This window comes from Flavobacteriales bacterium (genome assembly GCA_021296215.1).
Taxonomy (GTDB): Bacteria; Bacteroidota; Bacteroidia; order Flavobacteriales; family ECT2AJA-044; genus ECT2AJA-044.
The window spans coordinates 1-14,670 of sequence record JAGWBA010000010.1 but is presented as its reverse complement, the minus strand read 5'-3'; the positions used below and the strand labels follow the sequence as shown (position 1 = coordinate 14,670).

Annotated in this window: 17 protein-coding genes; 7 read left to right on the top strand and 10 right to left on the bottom strand. The window is 51.0% G+C overall.

Annotated features, from left to right (window positions below):
- Genes gldG through J4F31_03050 form a run of 4 tightly spaced genes read right to left on the bottom strand, consistent with a single transcriptional unit; the run spans nt 1 to nt 3,546 of the window.
- Complete coding sequence (gene gldG / locus J4F31_03065; protein MCE2495549.1) at nt 1–1,713, bottom strand: gliding motility-associated ABC transporter substrate-binding protein GldG; 1,713 nt, start codon at nt 1,711–1,713, stop codon at nt 1–3.
- Nucleotides 1,710–2,441 (bottom strand): gliding motility-associated ABC transporter permease subunit GldF, encoded by a 732-nt coding sequence (gene gldF, locus J4F31_03060; protein MCE2495548.1) that lies wholly within the window; start codon nt 2,439–2,441, stop codon nt 1,710–1,712. The genes gldG and gldF overlap by 4 nt, the downstream gene beginning before the upstream one ends.
- A complete protein-coding gene (locus J4F31_03055; protein MCE2495547.1) occupies nt 2,441–2,734 on the bottom strand; it encodes an antibiotic biosynthesis monooxygenase in 294 nt (97 codons plus the stop codon). Before J4F31_03055 ends, gldF begins: the two co-directional genes overlap by 1 nt.
- Nucleotides 2,731–3,546: an SAM-dependent chlorinase/fluorinase gene (locus tag J4F31_03050; protein ID MCE2495546.1), complete on the bottom strand. Its 816-nt coding sequence runs from the start codon at nt 3,544–3,546 to the stop codon at nt 2,731–2,733. Before J4F31_03050 ends, J4F31_03055 begins: the two co-directional genes overlap by 4 nt.
- Before the next feature lie 66 nt (nt 3,547–3,612).
- Between J4F31_03050 and J4F31_03045 the strand changes: the two genes are divergently transcribed.
- From J4F31_03045 to J4F31_03035, 3 genes are all read left to right on the top strand, one after another.
- The gene (locus J4F31_03045) at nt 3,613–4,572 is read left to right on the top strand and encodes a PhoH family protein (GenBank protein MCE2495545.1); all 960 of its coding nucleotides are present in this window, start codon (nt 3,613–3,615) and stop codon (nt 4,570–4,572) included.
- 109 nt (nt 4,573–4,681) lie between these two features.
- Complete coding sequence (locus J4F31_03040; GenBank protein ID MCE2495544.1) at nt 4,682–5,629, top strand: phosphoribosylaminoimidazolesuccinocarboxamide synthase; 948 nt, start codon at nt 4,682–4,684, stop codon at nt 5,627–5,629.
- 20 nt (nt 5,630–5,649) lie between these two features.
- Complete coding sequence (locus tag J4F31_03035) at nt 5,650–6,279, top strand: hypothetical protein (protein ID MCE2495543.1); 630 nt, start codon at nt 5,650–5,652, stop codon at nt 6,277–6,279.
- Here the strand turns inward: J4F31_03035 and J4F31_03030 are convergent.
- The 6 genes from J4F31_03030 to J4F31_03005 all read right to left on the bottom strand — a co-directional run bounded on the left by J4F31_03030 (nt 6,276) and on the right by J4F31_03005 (nt 11,786).
- Nucleotides 6,276–6,935, bottom strand: a complete 660-nt coding sequence (locus J4F31_03030; GenBank protein MCE2495542.1) for a YggS family pyridoxal phosphate-dependent enzyme — start codon at nt 6,933–6,935, stop codon at nt 6,276–6,278. The genes J4F31_03035 and J4F31_03030 overlap by 4 nt on opposite strands.
- Before the next feature lie 4 nt (nt 6,936–6,939).
- Nucleotides 6,940–8,184 (bottom strand): DUF1015 domain-containing protein, encoded by a 1,245-nt coding sequence (locus J4F31_03025; protein MCE2495541.1) that lies wholly within the window; start codon nt 8,182–8,184, stop codon nt 6,940–6,942.
- Between the two features lie 197 nt (nt 8,185–8,381).
- Nucleotides 8,382–9,338, bottom strand: coding sequence for a D-2-hydroxyacid dehydrogenase (locus J4F31_03020; protein MCE2495540.1), 957 nt, complete (start codon nt 9,336–9,338; stop codon nt 8,382–8,384).
- Nucleotide 9,339: 1 nt separating this feature from the next.
- Nucleotides 9,340–10,413 carry a 3-phosphoserine/phosphohydroxythreonine transaminase gene (serC, locus tag J4F31_03015; GenBank protein ID MCE2495539.1) on the bottom strand — a complete coding sequence of 358 codons (1,074 nt, stop codon included), beginning with the start codon at nt 10,411–10,413 and terminating at the stop codon, nt 9,340–9,342.
- Nucleotides 10,414–10,501: 88 nt separating this feature from the next.
- A complete protein-coding gene (locus J4F31_03010; GenBank protein ID MCE2495538.1) occupies nt 10,502–11,353 on the bottom strand; it encodes a hypothetical protein in 852 nt (283 codons plus the stop codon).
- Nucleotides 11,354–11,438: 85 nt separating this feature from the next.
- A complete protein-coding gene (locus J4F31_03005) occupies nt 11,439–11,786 on the bottom strand; it encodes a 4Fe-4S dicluster domain-containing protein (protein ID MCE2495537.1) in 348 nt (115 codons plus the stop codon).
- Nucleotides 11,787–11,851: 65 nt separating this feature from the next.
- Between J4F31_03005 and J4F31_03000 the strand changes: the two genes are divergently transcribed.
- The 4 genes from J4F31_03000 to J4F31_02985 all read left to right on the top strand — a co-directional run bounded on the left by J4F31_03000 (nt 11,852) and on the right by J4F31_02985 (nt 14,512).
- Nucleotides 11,852–12,913: an acyl-CoA reductase gene (locus tag J4F31_03000; GenBank protein MCE2495536.1), complete on the top strand. Its 1,062-nt coding sequence runs from the start codon at nt 11,852–11,854 to the stop codon at nt 12,911–12,913.
- Between the two features lie 517 nt (nt 12,914–13,430).
- Nucleotides 13,431–13,658, top strand: a complete 228-nt coding sequence (locus J4F31_02995; protein MCE2495535.1) for a hypothetical protein — start codon at nt 13,431–13,433, stop codon at nt 13,656–13,658.
- Nucleotides 13,651–14,193, top strand: coding sequence for a hypothetical protein (locus tag J4F31_02990; GenBank protein ID MCE2495534.1), 543 nt, complete (start codon nt 13,651–13,653; stop codon nt 14,191–14,193). The genes J4F31_02995 and J4F31_02990 overlap by 8 nt, the downstream gene beginning before the upstream one ends.
- The gene (locus J4F31_02985; protein ID MCE2495533.1) at nt 14,180–14,512 is read left to right on the top strand and encodes a hypothetical protein; all 333 of its coding nucleotides are present in this window, start codon (nt 14,180–14,182) and stop codon (nt 14,510–14,512) included. The genes J4F31_02990 and J4F31_02985 overlap by 14 nt, the downstream gene beginning before the upstream one ends.
- The last annotated feature ends 158 nt before the right edge of the window (nt 14,513–14,670 follow it).

Sequence of the window (14,670 nt, the reverse complement as noted above, 5' to 3'; positions counted from 1 at the left end):
TTACTTCGCGTATTTTCTTCGTCTCCAGTAGTTCAACAATATTCCGATCAGTACTACTAGTACTAACGGAAGGGCGGTATTCAAGGTTTTCCAGTAGGTTCTATTTCCCTGCAGTTTCGCAGCGTCGAGTAATCGCAGCTTGAGCTCGCGCGAGCGCACGGCGGTTAGACCCGAATCGTCCAGCAGGTAATCCACGGCGTTCAAAATGAAGTCCTCATTGCCGTATTGATTGCCCGTGAACTTATCGTACCCCAAACGAAGGGCCTCGCCGCGTTGGAACTGGTTGCGTACAACGTCTCCATCGGCAATGACGATCTGAGCGGTTGGCTCACTTTCTTCGATGAGCGATAATTGCTCGCCATTTCCATCGCGGGGTTGTAATCGGTTCTTGAAATTCGAGGTAAAGGTTCCTGCGAGCAGCACGGCCATGGGTAGGAACTGCTGAGTGAATTCCTCCGGTTGCGGTTGCTCGTTCAACGTGCTCAGACTGATATTGGTCGGCACTTGCGACACTTTGGTGTATGGGGAGCTGGTAAGCAAGACGGTCTTCTTTACCCCAGGCGTTACGATGGTGTCGATGCTCGAGGGGAATTCGAATTTGACCGGATTGATGTTCGATACGATCGGGTGATCCTGATACGGCATGGCCAACGGGAAATACAGCCACGGGAAGAACTCGTACTGTGGAACGCCATTCACCAGATTCACCACCACGGGGATTTCGGCACACAAGGCATCTTGCACCAGCTGGTCGTTCAGTCGAACGCCATATCGGAACAGTATATCGTCGAGGTTTAGATCGAGCGGGTAGGAGAGTGCCTGGCTTTTGGTGGCCAGAGAATCCATATCGGCGAATACTCGGTCGATAAGCCAAATAACCTTACCCCCTTGCATGATGTATTGATCGATGAGGTACTTGTCGAGATCGGCGTACTTCTCACGTGGCTTGGCGATTACGAGCAGATCGAACCGATTGAGCTGTTCTTGCTTTTCGGCGATGCTGATTTGTCCGGTTACGCTATCGACGACAAAGGCGCGCAAATCGAGGCGAGCCATGTCGTAGGCTTCTTTGAGGACGCGGGCGATTCCCTCCGTCTGAACATCGCTGAGCTCACCGTGCCCTTCGACGAAGCCAATGCCTTTGCGGTCATTGATCTGAAGTTTCCGCAAAGCATTGGCGAGCTCGAACTCAAGTGCCTGTACCGAAGTGTTGAGTTGCGCCTCAGGACTCGCCCCGGCCTGACTCTTCAGCAAGGTAAATACGCCTTCACGACCCATGTAGTATACTACTCCGCCCGGAAAAATGATCTGTGAGCTGCGTTGATCGCCCTCCTTCATTTGCAGCTGTGTGCCTTCAATGCCCTTGTCGCTGAGTTGGCGGTAGAGCTGTTGGCGCTCTTCTTCACTTTCGCCCGCGCCGGGGTCTACGAACTCGAATTCGATGTAATCGGAATACGCGTGGAACTCGCGCAGCATGCGCTTGGTTTCGTTACTCAATCGGCGGAATCCGGCCGGGAATTCCCCTTCCAGGTAAACCCGGAAAAGGACCTTGTCATCGAGCTGATCGAGGACCTCTTTGGTTGGGTCGCTAAGTGTGTAACGCCCTTCAGCGGTCAGATCGAGCCGAAAATACCGGAACGAGCCCAACACGTTGAGCAGCACCAAAATGACGAGGAGCAGGACGAGCCGAAGTATGTGGTTCCGCTTTTTCACCATTTTCTGCTTTGGAGTACAGTTACACATCCGGCCGCGAAGGCCGCCATTATAGAAAAGAAATAAAGGACGTCGCGCGAATCAATTACCCCGCGGCTCATGCTGACGTAGTGGTTGCTCATGCCGAGCTGCTGAATGAGGTAGTCGAACGACCCGAACAGTGACCACGAAGCCAGGTTATCGAGGCCCAAGTACAGCAGAAAGCTTAGGAACAGGGCAATGATGAACGACACGATCTGGTTGCTGGTGAGGCTCGACGCAAAGAGGCCAATGCTCACGTAGGCGCCGGCCAATAGCAATAGGCCGATGTACGAACCGATGGTGCCGCCGCTGTCGATGTTTCCGACCGGGGCGCCGAGGGAGTGCACGGTGTAGTAATACAATAGGGTAGGGAGCAGGGCCAGGGCTACGAGGGTCCAGCCGGCGAGGAATTTTGCCAGTACGATGCCCACATCGCTGATGGGGCGCGTGGCCAGGAGCTCCATGGTTCCGGCCTTGTGCTCGTCGGCGAACATGCGCATGGTGATGGCCGGGATCAGGAACAGAAATACAAAGGGGGCAATGATGAACAGCGGGTCCAGTAAGGCGTACCCGGCGTTGAGGATATTGAATTCGCCGTCGAACACCCACAGAAATAGCGAGGTGATCAATAAGAACACCAGGATCACCAGGTATCCGATGATCGAACTCAAAAAACTGCTGATCTCCTTGCGGAAGAGTCTCCACATTACAACTCTACTTTTTTCGTCAAACTCCACGCCTCCGGCTTATCGCCGAACAATGCCTTCGTGTTTCCCCAAACTTCTTTAAAGAGCTCCGAATGTCGGTAGGCTTCGAGGTGATCGGGGTGCTGCCACCAAGAGTAAGTGAAAAAAACGTGCTCTTGTTCAGCGTGCTGCAGAAGCTCGAGTCGTTCGCACCCTTCGAAGCCGCGAATGTGCTCTTTACTTTGCTCAAAGATGTGTAAAAATTCGGTAACGGCCTGCGGCCGGAAGGTCATCTTGACGATACGGATGATCATTCGAAGGTGATTTTGATGGTTTCTCCATAGCCGATGCCCAGCAAACTACTAGCGCCACCAACGGTTTGAAGGTCGCTTTTGGCGATCGCGATCTCCAAGTGTCCGGCCGAGTTGAACAATGCCAGGGCCTGACCTTCGCCCATTTCGCTGTAGCACTTTCGGAGCACTTTGATGGTCTCTTTGCTGTGGCGCATGCGCGGCAAGTGGATCTTGAAATCGCGCCCTTTACCCACGTCCTTAAAGAACTGTCGGGTTACGTTGGTGACCACATTCCCGAAATGGTCGATGTACACCACCGCCGCGGTGATCTCTTTTCCGTTGCTCGAGGCGCTGGGCTGAATACTCTTACGCTCCACAAAGGCCCTGCGGGCCGATCCGAGCAGGGAGATATTTCCGCCCCTCGCGAGGTGACACGCCCCTTTCACGAATACGTCGCGAGCCGGGAAACTGTAGCTGTCCGATTCCTGCGCGATATTGAGCTCAATGATAGCCGAAGGCCGCAAGTCGGGAAACAACAATGCAAAGATACCGGTGTCGGCACCGATGAAATAGTGGCCGTCAACTTCTACGGCTAAATGGGGTTTGTCTTCGGTGAGTTCTGAATCGATACCGATGATGTGAATGGTGCCCTTGGGAAAATCCTTGTAGGCGTTGCGCAAAATGTAGGCGGCCTCGCTGAGGTTAAAGGGCCTTATCTCGTGTGTAACGTCCACGATAGTGGCATCGGGCAATTCGCGGAGAATGGAGCCTTTGACCGCCGAGGCGTGGTAGTCTTTAGTTCCGTAATCCGTGGTAAGCGTTATGATGGCCATGGGTGCGCAGATCGCCTGTTTAGTAGGAGAAAGTTCCGTAATTTGCGTGCCCCAAAAGTAACCAATTTGAGCGAACGCATATTCCCTTTAGAGAACGTTGATCCCCTCGATTTTTTAGGGGCTCAGAACAAGAAACTCTCGCTGGTCAAAACTTATTTTCCGCAACTGAAACTCGTTGCTCGAGGAAACTCGATCACGGTTATCGGGCCCGATGACCACATTGATCAATTCGAGATCAAGTTCAACTTGCTCATGGAGCATCTGAACAAATACAATCAGCTAACCGAAGGAAACATTGAGCGATTGATGGTCGAGGATGCGCAGGAATTAGGTGATGAAGGGGGCGATGTGCTGTTGCACGGTACTAATGGACGTATGATCAAGGCCCGTACGGCCAACCAGCGCAAGATGGTGAAGCTCTCTGAGAAGAACGATCTGGTGTTTGCGATCGGTCCGGCCGGAACGGGAAAGACCTACACGGCAGTAGCCCTGGCGGTTCGAGCACTTCGACGCAAAGAGGTAAGGAGGATCGTACTCACGCGTCCGGCCATTGAGGCCGGAGAAAACCTCGGTTTTTTGCCGGGCGACCTCAAAGAGAAGCTCGATCCTTACTTGCAGCCGCTGTACGATGCGCTGCGCGATATGATACCGAATGAAAAGCTCCAGTATTTCATCGAGAACCACGTGGTGGAGATCGCTCCATTGGCCTTCATGCGTGGACGTACGCTCGATAATGCCTTTGTGATCTTGGACGAGGCGCAAAATACCACCCACGCGCAGATGAAGATGTTTTTGACGCGGATGGGGAAATCGGCCCGCTTCATCATTACGGGTGACGCTTCGCAGATCGACCTGCCGCGCAATCAACGTTCAGGCCTGTTAGAGGCCTTGAATATTCTGCACGATGTAGATGGGATCGCGATCTTAAAGCTCGACGAAAAGGATGTTATTCGCCATAGACTCGTGAAAAGGGTGATCAAAGCTTATGAAATGCAGGAGCAAAAAGAAAAAGAACAGAATTCTTAATGTTTAATTTTGAATTTTTAGTTAGCTAATGGCTATGAACCATGAACCATTAGCCAATAACGCTTAACCCGTTGGCCGTTGCCCATTAAGAATTAAAAATTAAGAATTCATGCCCCAGCCTTTGAAAGAGACCAACTTTAACCTTCCGGGTCAAACCAAGTTTTACAGGGGTAAAGTCCGCGATGTGTACACCATTAACGACGACCTGTTGGTCATGGTGGCCAGCGATCGAATTTCGGCGTTCGATGTAGTGTTGCCCAAAGGCATTCCGTTCAAAGGTCAGGTATTGAATCAGATCGCGGCGAAATTCATGCGCGCGACCGAAGATATTGTTCCGAACTGGCTCATGGCGACTCCCGACCCACAGGTGGCCGTGGGGCGCAAAGCCGAACCCTTCCGAGTTGAAATGGTGATCCGCGGATATATGTCGGGCCACGCCGCTCGCGAGTACGCGGCGGGTAAAAGAGTGCTGTGTGGAGTGCCCATGCCGGAGGGAATGAATGAAAATGACGCTTTTCCCGAACCCATCATAACCCCCGCTACCAAAGTGGAAGAGGGGCACGATGAGGACATCAGCCGAGAGGACATCATCGAACGTGGCATAGTTGTTGAATCTGACTATTCGCAGCTGGAAAACTACACGCGCCATTTGTTTGCCCGAGGAACTGAAATGGCTCGGGAGCGGGGACTCATCTTGGTCGATACCAAGTACGAGTTCGGAAAACTCGAAGACGGCACCATCGTGCTCATCGACGAGATCCACACGCCCGACTCGAGCCGCTATTTCTACGCCGAAGGATATGAAGAGCACCAGGCGCGTGGCGAAAAGCAGAAGCAGTTGTCGAAAGAATTCGTTCGACAGTGGCTGATCGCCGGAGGGTTCCAGGGCAAAGAAGATCAGACCATTCCGGAAATGACCGACGGCTACGTGTCTTCGGTAAGCGAGCGATACATCGAGCTCTATGAGCAAATCACCGGTGAAAAGTTCGAGAAGGCAGACACGGAAAACGTCGCAGAGCGCGTAGAGCGAAACATCCGGGAATTCCTGGCCAAATAGGAACACAAAAACACACAGTGATGAAAAAGTTGATGATGACCCTCGCCTTAGGCCTTGCATCCTTGGGGTCCCTGAACGCCCAGGTATTTCAAATCGGTGCACGAGCCGGAGTCAACCGAGCCGATGTAGCGGTCAACGAGATTTTCGACATGGACGATGAACTCGAGCAAAAACTCACCAGCGGTACGCAAGATTATGGCTACCACCTCGGATTGTACACCCGATTCAAGTTCCTCGGATTGTACGTGCAGCCCGAAGCATTGTTCACCAAGCTCAATACCGAGATCACCATCGATGAGTACGAGAACGGCATGCCTACCGGGAATACCGACGATGCGCGAATCAGTTATACACGGCTCGACTTCCCGATCATGGTCGGACTCAAACTCGGACCCGTGCGCGTGAATGCCGGACCAATTGCCAGCCGAGTGATCACCAACGAAACCGAAGGTATTAGTATAGACCTTCAGGACGGTTCCTTCTGGAGTTTCCAAGCCGGTATCGGACTCGATCTTTGGAAGATATTGATCGACCTTAAATACGAAGATGGATTCAACTCACAGACGAACCACGTGACCTTTGCCGGCCAGCAGTTCGATGTAGATTCCAGAACGAGTCAGTTGATCCTTTCGTTGGGTTACCGGTTCTAATAGTTCCGCTCCCCGAAGATATCGGTGCCGATACGCACCATAGTGCTTCCTTCTTCAATGGCGACTTTATAATCATTGCTCATCCCCATGGAGAGTATGTCGCAATCGGCGAAGGAAGTTTTTATATGGTCGAATGCGGACTTCAACGATTTGAACTCGCGACGCACCTGATCCATATCGTCGGTGTAGGTGGCCATACCCATGAGGCCCCGAATACGCAAATGCTCTAATCCGGCCAAGTCATTCGATGCTACGAGCGCCTTGAGTTCATCGAAGTCGAACCCGAACTTGGTGCTTTCCTCGGCAATATGTACCTGCAGCAGCGCATTGATCTTTCGCTCGTTTTGACGCGCGCGCTTGTCGATTTCTTTGGCTAAACGAAGGCTATTGACCCCGTGGATCAAATGAACGAAAGGAGCCATGTACTTCACCTTGTTCCGCTGAAGATGACCAATGAAATGCCAGTGAATATCATCGGGCAAGGCGGGCTGCTTTTTTTGGAGCTCCTGAACTTTGTTTTCCCCGAAATCGTGGTGCCCCGTAGCGTACGCTTCTTCGACGGCGGAATTCGATTTGGTCTTACTCACCGCCACCAAGGTCACGTGCCCGGGCAATTCGCCTTTGATACGATCGAGGTTTTTGGCAATGGTGGACATAGTCTTACTTTTTACCTTCTATAGGGTAAACGGTCAACCCGCTCCGAAGTTTAGGTTCTATGTAGGTGCTCTTAGGCGGCATGGTCAAATCGGCATCCGAAATGCGCTTTAACTGCTCGGTCGAAACCGGGTACAGCGCAAAAGCCGCTGCATATTTTCCCGAATCCACGGCGGCTTCAAGACCCTTCATTCCCTTTCGGCCATCGAGGAAATCGACCCGATCGCTAGTGCGCAGATCTTCGATTCCGAGGATCGGACGCAGCACCTCTACCGTCAAAATACGGGCATCGAGATCGGCCACCGGATCGGTAGGGTCGAGCGATTCGTCGTGGTAGGTGAGGGCGAACCATTCGCCACCGATATACACCGACAAATGGTGTTTACTGCGCGGACGTGGATCGGTTCCCGCCGAGAGGCGGTAAACCTCAAATGATCCCTCCAATTTTTCTAAGAACTCTTCCTTCGACAGACCGTTGAGGTCGCGCAGCAGACGATTGTAGTCCCAGATGTGCATGCGGCTCTCCGGGATCATAAAGGCCATGAAATAGTCGAAGGGCTGCTCGCCCTCGGTTCCCAGCTCTTGATGGAGCTCATCGGCCAGCAGACTACTCGATGCCGATCGGTGATGCCCATCGGCGATGTACAGGGCCGTCATGTGCGAAAAATACTCCTGAATGTGCTGGAGGTCCCGCGCCTCTTCAAAGACCCACAGTCGATGCAGGTGCTTGTCGGTGGTGTAATACTCGTACTCGGGCCGCTCCTCGCTTTTCGCGGCAATGAGCTCGTCGATCCCCGGGGCATCCGGATAGGTGAGGAGCACGGGCTCGGCATTGAAATCGGTCACCTTTAAGTACTCCTTGAACATGTTCTCGCGGTGGCTCAGCGTGTCCTCGTGCTTGCGAATGACCCCGTTCCGGTAGTCTTCAACCGCAGCGCCTACCACCAAGCCCATAAAGCTTTCGCCGTGGGCAATTTGCTCGTACAAGTAAATACACGGTGCCGAATCTTGAATAAAGGTGCCTGCGGCACGAAAATCATCGAACGCCTTACGAACAGCTTCATATTTGTCGGTTCCGCTTAGTTCCTCGCCTTGCCAATCGGGATTGATGATGTGCAAGAAGGTGTAGGGGTTGTTCTCGAGCTTATCGCACAGCGAGGCCTTATCGTAACTCACGTACGAACGCGAGGCGACCAAATGCACCACATCGCGCGGCGGGCGGATAGCTCTAAAGGGGATGATCTTTGCCAATAGTTATAAGCCATAAGCCATAGGCCATAGGCCACAGGCTGATTAATGTAAACCTTTAATGGAGCCTTGCGCTCAAGAACATTTCAGCAGGGCTGAAGTACATTCGTTCTTCGAGCGAGGAAATTCGAGCTGCGCTCGAGGTCATTCGCTCACTGCCCATTAAGAATTCAAAATTAAGAATTAAGAATTCAGAGCTTTTACCCGAAGAACTCGATTAAGTAGCCGGCCATCTCTGAACCAATGCGGTCTTGCGCTTCTTCCGTTGACGCTCCTATGTGCGGGCTCAAACTCAGCTTTGGGTGCATCAACACTTGTACGGGTGGAGTAGGTTCGTTTTCGAACACGTCCAACGCCGCAAAGCTCAAATGCTCGTCGTCCAAGGCTTTCAACAAAGTCACTTCGTCGACCACACCGCCACGGGCGGCGTTCACGACTCCGGCTCCGGCCTTCATTTTACCGAACTCGGCAGCACCCAATACGTACTTGCCGTCCTTTTGAGCCGGCATGTGCAGGGTGATGAAGTCGGAGTTGGACAACAGCTCGTCCTTACTTACGCTCTTAAAGTCGAAGTCGAGACTTTTTCCACCGCTGAATTCCACCTTTAAGGTAGCCTCCTCGAGGAAGGGATCGTGATACACCACGTCCATTCCTACACCCAGAGCGATCTTCGCCGTGGCTTGTCCAATGCGTCCGAATCCGAGCACTCCGAGGGTTTTGCCACGCAACTCTCGACCGCCTCCATAGGCCTTCTTGAGGCCTTTGAAGTTCAACTCGCCTTCGAGTGGCATTTCGCGGTTGGCGCTGTACAAAAAGCGAACGCCTCCAAAGAGGTGGGCGAATACCAACTCAGCTACCGACTCGCTCGATGCGGCCGTCGTGTTTTGCACGCGAAGGCCTTTTTCGCGAGCGTATGCAACGTCGATATTGTCCATTCCTACACCACCGCGGCCGATGAACTTGAGTCTTGGGCAAGCGTCGATGAGGTCTTTCCGAGCCTGGGTAGCAGAGCGCACCAAGAGGGCAGAAACATCGTTATCGTTGATGAAATTGGCCAACTGCTCTTGAGGGACCTTGTTCAATAGTACTTCGTGTCCGGCTTCTTCGAGCATGGTAATACCCACGGCAGCCAAGCCGTCATTTGCCAAAATCTTCATGTTAACCGTATTTCTCTTCTAGGTTCTTCATTACATCGACCAACACCTGTACGCTTTCGAGCGGAAGGGCATTGTACATCGAGGCGCGGTAACCACCTACCGAGCGGTGACCCTTGAGCCCGTTGATGCCCGCATTTTGCCACAAGGCGTCGAATTGCGGCGCTAATTCCTCGTTCTCGAGCAAGAAACAAGCGTTCATTTTTGATCGACTGTTTTTCTCGGCCGTTCCTTTGAACAGCGGATTGCGGTCGATTTCACCGTAAAGTAACTCGGCCTTGGCGATGTTCTTTTTCTCCGCCTCGGCAATTCCTCCATTCTCCTTGAGATGACGCAGGGTCAGCATACTCGCGTAGATCGGGAATACCGGTGGCGTGTTGAACATACTGTCCTTGCTGATGTGCACGCTGTAGTCGAGCATGCTCGGAATGGTGCGGCCGGTCTTACCCAGGATGTCCTTCTTGACGATCACGAGCGTCGCTCCGGCCGGACCTATATTCTTTTGTGCGCCGGCGTAAATGAGATCGAACTGGCTAAAGTCGATCACGCGGCTAAAGATGTCCGACGACATATCGCACACCATCGGAATGTCCGCCTTCGGGAAGTCCGGCATCGACGTACCGAAAATGGTGTTGTTCGATGTGCAGTGGAAGTAATCGGCATCGGTCAGAATACTGTACTCGGTCGGAACAAAATTATAGTTCGCGTCCTTGGAGCTGGCGACCACGTCGACCTCCCCAAAAAGCTTCGCTTCTTTGATGGCTTTGTTCGCCCAGGTTCCGGTATCCAGGTACGCGGCCTTGCCGTTCTCCGCCTTCATGAGGTTGTAGATCACCATCAGAAACTGCATGCTGGCACCACCACCCAAAAACAGGGCTTCGTATTCGTCTCCGAATCCGAGCAGCTCTTTCGACAGGCTGCGCGCCTCCTCCATAATGGCAACGAATTCCTTGGATCGGTGCGAGATCTCGAGCAGCGAGAGCCCGATTCCGTCCAGATCCTTAATAGCTTCGGCTGATTGATCGAATACCGATTGTAGCAGAATGCACGGTCCGGCACTGTAGTTGTGTTTTTTCATAGAACAGGCATTTACGGGGCAAAAGTAAGGATTCTCGTTGCCCTTTTGTGTGACCGGACTATTACTTTTTGCCTACGGCACGATGGTGTTATCGGTTGTTCACTTCAACATCTTCGCGTAGCCAGTATTCCCCGTTCTCAAATTCGAGGGCATCGTAACTGAAGTCGGGTACGTAAAAGGCAAACATACCGGGTTGGGCGCCGTCCTTGGGCACCAAATGATCGAAGATGTACATGCCCAATTTGCGGTTCCATCGCAGGCTAACCCCGGCATCTTCGGCATACTCCATAATGAATCGTGTACGCGGATTTTTATCGACGTGTATGATGGGCTTACCAAAGCGCGGACGATCCGCAACGTCGAAGTACAGGATCTCGAGCACCTTCATGTTCGAGAACATATCCTTGCCGTTCCAGCCAAGCAAGGTGTAGTACGTATCGCCTTTGTACTTCTCCTTTTGAATTTCGTAGTAGATGGCTCCGAACCACGAATCGGCATCGCCCGTAGCGAAATCGCGATTCTCGTAGGTAGGGTAGGAGTCGAACAGTTCAACTACGCGGAATTCGTTTTCGGCGGGAATCTGAATGAAACCGTAGAACTCATGCATGCCGTTCTCGAGCGGAAGGGTCCAGGTGTAGATTCGAAATTTTTCGTCCGGTGCCATGAGCTTGGAGACGGTGGTGAGTCGGTCGAAAGGGTAGCGGTAACTTTCCTTTTGTTTGAGCATTTCGCGGAACCCGGCCCGCATGACCTCGTTGTGGTAGTGTTTGAGGGAGTCACTGCGCCCGTTGAGCACCACCTGGCCCATCATGCCCAGTTCGTCTTCCCAGAGGTCCATGGTGGTCTTTTCGATACCGTAAGTCGTGACCGAATCGCCGGACTGGCCAATCGCGCCGTAGGCGCAGAAAATAAAAAGGGAAAGTAATAGGAGTCTTTGCATGACTAGTTTAACGCGGAATTCGACTACGATGATACAAAAAAGGCCACTCCTTTGCAGAAGCGGCCCTCGATCATGGCAAAATTGATTACAAATGCAGGAAAGCTTTCTTCTCCAGCAATTCTTCTCCGGTCTCCACGTGGTCTTCATCGGGCACGCAGCAATCGACCGGGCAAACGGCGGCGCATTGCGGCTCTTCGTGGAAGCCTTTACATTCGGTGCATTTGTCGGTAACGATGTAGTAAACGTCGTAATCTAAGGGCTCTTGCGCATCGTCGGCATCGGCGAAGATACCGGTTTTGGACGTTACACCGCCTTTGAGGTCGGTTCCGTCGCTAAAGCGCCATTCCTGACCGCCTTCGTAGATCGCGTTATTGGGGCACTCGGGCTCGCAAGCCCCGCAGTTGATGCATTCGTCGGTTATCTTGATGGCCATCGGGTAACTCTTTTGTGTTAATCGTCGTACCTTTGAATCGCAAATATAACAACAATTCTTTGCCAATGTTTCCGATCGATGATCGCAAAAACGCACTTGTTTCACTGGGTAGTTTCCTGAGTCAATTTGGCCCTAGGGGCGTGACCCTTGACCACCCGCTCAACGCCAATTACTACGATGCTTTCGCAACATTATTGGACCACCAGTTCACCAAGAATGGCTGGTTTACGCCCGATAACATGCGCCACGCTGTGGGGGCTTGGGGTATGGCCCTACGGGCCGATGCGGTAGATCAGTGGTTCGATCGTGAAAACGTGTTAGCGGAGACCTCCGACCGTACGGTTAGCGTTATCATGGCCGGCAATATTCCCATGGTGGGCATGCACGATATGTTGAGTGTGATCGCCGCAGGGCATAAGCTCGTAGCCAAGCTGAGTAGCGATGACGCGCGACTTTTACCCGTTATTGGACGACTGCTCGAAGAATTGGCACCGGCCTTGAGAGGGCGCATGACCTTTACCGAGGAGCGATTGGGCGAGGTCGATGCCGTTATCGCTACCGGTTCGGGAAATACAGCGCGCTATTTCGAATATTATTTTAAAGATATGCCGGCGCTGATCCGCCGAAACCGCAGTAGTGTGGCGATCTTGGACGGGGAGGAGAGCGATGAGGAATTGGCCGGATTGGCCGAAGATGTGTTCCGCTATTTCGGTAAGGGCTGCCGCAGCGTAAGCAAGATTTATGTGCCCGAAGGGTACGACCTCAACAAGCTTTTTGGGGCGTTTTCCCCCTTCAAGTACGTTATCGACAACAACAAGTATGCGAATAACTACGACTACCACAAGGCGATCTTTTTAATGAATCGCGACGATATTTTCGAGAACGGATTCGTGCTTTTGAAGCGTTCCGAAAAGTTGTCGGCCCCCGTGAGCACCTTGTTCTACGAGGAGTATACCGACCCCGAAGTGGTACGCGAGCACTTATCGACCCAAAAAGACCAACTGCAGTGCATCGTAAGTCGCGACGACAGCTGGCCACTGCACGTAAAGCCCGGATTCACCCAAAATCCCGAGTTGTGGCAGTACGCCGATGGGGTGAACGTGATGAAGTTTCTGAGGGCGGTTTGAGCTTTAGCAAAGCTAAGATCTATTCAGGCTTCGCCTGAGTCAATTAGACTGAAGTCTAGTGGATGCTTTACAAGAGAAGTGGCCAGTTCTACTCGCTCGTAGAGCGAATGTACTCGGGGTAAGCGAATGAACTTGTGGTTCAATTTTTTTCGCCGCTGGCGAATCGCAAAAAACAATGGGCTGACGGATTACTCTACGAATACCGCGATATCCCGTGCCGGGGTGTTTTTGAATTTAATGGTTGCTCCACCGTAGGCAGAAAAATCTAGCGTGTATCTTATTTTCCCCATGCGACTGAAGTCGGTAGCTGATTCGGTACCGGGTATGATGACGGTCCTCCAGCCAGAACCCTCCACGAAGTTGGATAAACCGAAGTTCTTTTGTATTGACCCCCACCCTCTATAAATTGGACAGAAATTACCGATTAATTTAGCAGAGCTATTGGGTTTAACAATTGATTTTCTGTGTGTTGGTAAATTTGATTTCAGACCCGGTCCGGGATTCAAATACTAAGGAAATGAAAAAGGTAATATACATACAGCTTTTAGGGGAAGGAACGCTTGCTTATCGACCTGTTCCGGCTATTGAAGTAGGTGAGAATATCTATCAACTGGAGGGAGAAGAAATTTTTGATCCAGAGGATGAAGAGTGGGAGTTTCTGCCAGGTACTAAAGTCAGTGTGGAGCAGAGAGAACTTGAAGGAGAAAAAGTTTTGGTAGCCATTGACAAAAAGGAGAATGAGTGAAGTACTAAAATATAGTATGTCTTGGTTGGTGAAAATACTTCTCAGCCTAATAGCTATTTTCATTTCTCAATTTTGCGTAACTGCTTCAGTAAGTCCGATCATTTTTGAATCAGGTCATCATACTGGTATCTCAGAAACCTATACCTATGATAAAACTAAAAGTTCGATTTGGGCAGATACGGGGTTTACTGGTGGGCTAAGTCGAGTACTTTCAGAAAAAGAGGTACGACCAGATCATGAAATTTTGGGAGAGGTGGCGAGTCTAGCCGCTAGGTCGAGTAGTAAGCTTACAATTCAGTTTGGTAAAGGAGCAAATCAGGTTAGTCATGCATTTCGGCACACTGATAAGTTAGGATTAAATAGGTCACTTGTCCAGTCGTCAGTTGAAACACATTTTAAAACAGTATCATCTCAAGTAGTAGCAGGTAAGCCCTTCAATCAAATTATTAATATAGGTGGGCAAAGAATACAGTATACTGCATTTAAACTACCTAATGGTACATTTAATATAGGGAGGATACATGGGGTCAAATAGAAAACTTACACCACAAGAGGAAAATCTTTTATCCATCTTAGTTAAACAGTCTTCAGTTATACTTCCTACAGATTGGAAGGAAGGTTTACTGGTTCGTTCTATGAATGATGATGGAATGGGCAGTTTATGTCTTTTTCCAAAAGGTGAGATAAAAGAAGATGATAGAAGTTTTGGAGAGTCGGTTAGTGAATTTCAATTTACTGACCAAGATGGTATAGAAGTAATTGCCTCTTTAAACTTAGACAACAATGGTGATTTATTCGAACTTGATATATGGAAAACGGATTTCAGTAAGGTGATAAGACTTCCTGAGATATAAGAACTTCAATTGATTGAATGAATAGAATTTTGAAAGCCATCCTTCGGTGGGGCAGAGTCTGTTCAGAAAAGTGTGTCACTGTGATATGAAAAAGCAAGAAATATCGAAAGCCGGCTTACAAGAGTTGTTCGAGGGATTATCCTCGGAGCTTAGCTCCG